This window comes from Microbulbifer hainanensis (assembly GCF_014904735.1).
Taxonomy (GTDB): domain Bacteria; phylum Pseudomonadota; class Gammaproteobacteria; order Pseudomonadales; family Cellvibrionaceae; genus Microbulbifer; species Microbulbifer hainanensis.
In genome coordinates this window covers 1-2,737 of the sequence record NZ_JACZCR010000063.1, presented here as the reverse complement: position 1 = coordinate 2,737, position 2,737 = coordinate 1, and the positions used below count along the sequence as shown (strand labels likewise).

Below are 2,737 nucleotides of genomic sequence, written 5' to 3'. Positions count from 1 at the left end.
CCGCACGGGCAATTAGTACTGGTTAGCTCAACGCCTCACAACGCTTCCACACCCAGCCTATCAACCTGGTAGTCTTCCAGGGCCCTTCAGGACTCTCAAGGAGTCAGGGAGATCTCATCTTGAAGGAGGCTTCCCGCTTAGATGCTTTCAGCGGTTATCCCGTCCGAACATAGCTACCGGGCAATGCCACTGGCGTGACAACCCGAACACCAGAGGTTCGTTCACTCCGGTCCTCTCGTACTAGGAGCAACTCTTCTCAAATCTCCAACGCCCACGGCAGATAGGGACCGAACTGTCTCACGACGTTCTAAACCCAGCTCGCGTACCACTTTAAATGGCGAACAGCCATACCCTTGGGACCGGCTTCAGCCCCAGGATGTGATGAGCCGACATCGAGGTGCCAAACACCGCCGTCGATGTGAACTCTTGGGCGGTATCAGCCTGTTATCCCCGGAGTACCTTTTATCCGTTGAGCGATGGCCCTTCCATACAGAACCACCGGATCACTATGACCTACTTTCGTACCTGCTCGACATGTCTGTCTCGCAGTCAAGCGCACTTATACCATTATGCTCATTGCATGATTTCCGACCATGCTGAGTGCACCTTCGTACTCCTCCGTTACTCTTTGGGAGGAGACCGCCCCAGTCAAACTACCCACCATACACTGTCCCCGATCCCGATAAGGGACCTGGGTTAGAACCTCAAACATACCAGGGTGGTATTTCAAGGATGGCTCCACAATGACTGGCGTCACTGCTTCAAAGCCTCCCACCTATCCTACACAAGTAGGCTCAAAGTTCAGTGCAAAGCTGTAGTAAAGGTTCACGGGGTCTTTCCGTCTAGCCGCGGGTACACTGCATCTTAACAGCGATTTCAATTTCACTGAGTCTCTGGTGGAGACAGCGTGGCCATCGTTACGCCATTCGTGCAGGTCGGAACTTACCCGACAAGGAATTTCGCTACCTTAGGACCGTTATAGTTACGGCCGCCGTTTACCGGGGCTTCGATCAAGAGCTTCGCCGAAGCTAACCCCATCAATTAACCTTCCGGCACCGGGCAGGCGTCACACCCTATACGTCCACTTACGTGTTTGCAGAGTGCTATGTTTTTAATAAACAGTCGCAGCCACCTGGTCACTTCGACCGGCCTCAGCTTAGGGAGCAAGTCCCATCACCAAAACCGGCGTACCTTCTCCCGAAGTTACGGTACCATTTTGCCTAGTTCCTTCACCAGAGTTCTCTCAAGCGCCTTGGTATTCTCTACCTGACCACCTGTGTCGGTTTCGAGTACGGTTCTCTATTGCCTGAAGCTTAGAAGTTTTTCCTGGAAGCAGGGCATCAACCACTTCACCTACCTAAGTAGGCTTCGTCATCAGCTCTCAGCCTTAGGGACCCGGATTTGCCTAAGTCCCCAGCCTACAACCTTAAACATGGACAACCAATCGCCATGCTGGCCTAGCCTTCTCCGTCACTCCATCGCAGCAATAGCGAGTACAGGAATATTAACCTGTTTCCCATCGACTACGGCCTTCGCCCTCGCCTTAGGGGCCGACTAACCCTGTCCCGATTAGCGTTGGACAGGAACCCTTGGTCTTCCGGCGGGGAGGTTTTTCACCTCCCTTGTCGTTACTCATGTCAGCATTCGCACTTGTGATACCTCCAGCAGACCTCCCGATCCACCTTCAACGGCTTACACAACGCTCCTCTACCATGCACATAGTGCATCCGCAGCTTCGGTTATCAGTTTGAGCCCCGGTATATCTTCCGCGCGGGCCGACTCGACTAGTGAGCTATTACGCTTTCTTTAAAAGATGGCTGCTTCTAAGCCAACTTCCTAGCTGTCTGGGCCTTCCCACATCGTTTCCCACTTAACTGATATTTGGGACCTTAGCTGGCGGTCTGGGTTGTTTCCCTTTCCACGACGGACGTTAGCACCCGCCGTGTGTCTCCCGCGATTGCACTCCTCGGTATTCGGAGTTTGCATGGGGTTGGTAAGTCGGGATGACCCCCTAGCCCAAACAGTGCTCTACCCCCGAGGGTGAGACGCGAGGCGCTACCTAAATAGCTTTCGAGGAGAACCAGCTATCTCCCGGCTTGATTAGCCTTTCACTCCGATCCACAGGTCATCTCCTAACTTTTCAACGTTAGTGAGTTCGGTCCTCCAATTGATGTTACTCAATCTTCAACCTGCCCATGGATAGATCGCCGGGTTTCGGGTCTATTGCCTGCAACTGAACGCCCTATTAAGACTCGATTTCTCTACGGCTCCCCTATGCGGTTAACCTTGCTACAGACAATAAGTCGCTGACCCATTATACAAAAGGTACGCAGTCACCCCGAAGGGCTCCTACTGCTTGTACGTATACGGTTTCAGGTTCTATTTCACTCCCCTCTCCGGGGTTCTTTTCGCCTTTCCCTCACGGTACTGGTTCACTATCGGTCAGCTGGGAGTATTTAGCCTTGGAGGATGGTCCCCCCATATTCAGTCAAGATAACACGTGTCCCGACCTACTCGATTTCACTAAAAATGCCTTTTCGTGTACGGGGCTATCACCCTGTATCGCGGAACTTTCCAGATCCTTCCACTAAGACATAATTAGCTTAAGGGCTAATCCCCTTTCGCTCGCCGCTACTCAGGGAATCTCGGTTGATTTCTTTTCCTCCGGGTACTTAGATGTTTCAGTTCCCCGGGTTCGCCTCGCATACCTATGTATTCAGTATGCGATACCTGTAAA

The 2,737-nt window shown here is 52.4% G+C and carries 1 rRNA gene; it reads right to left on the bottom strand.

The features are described 5' to 3' along the window. Positions 1-2,737, bottom strand: a 23S ribosomal RNA gene (locus tag IG168_RS20315); the annotation flags it as partial.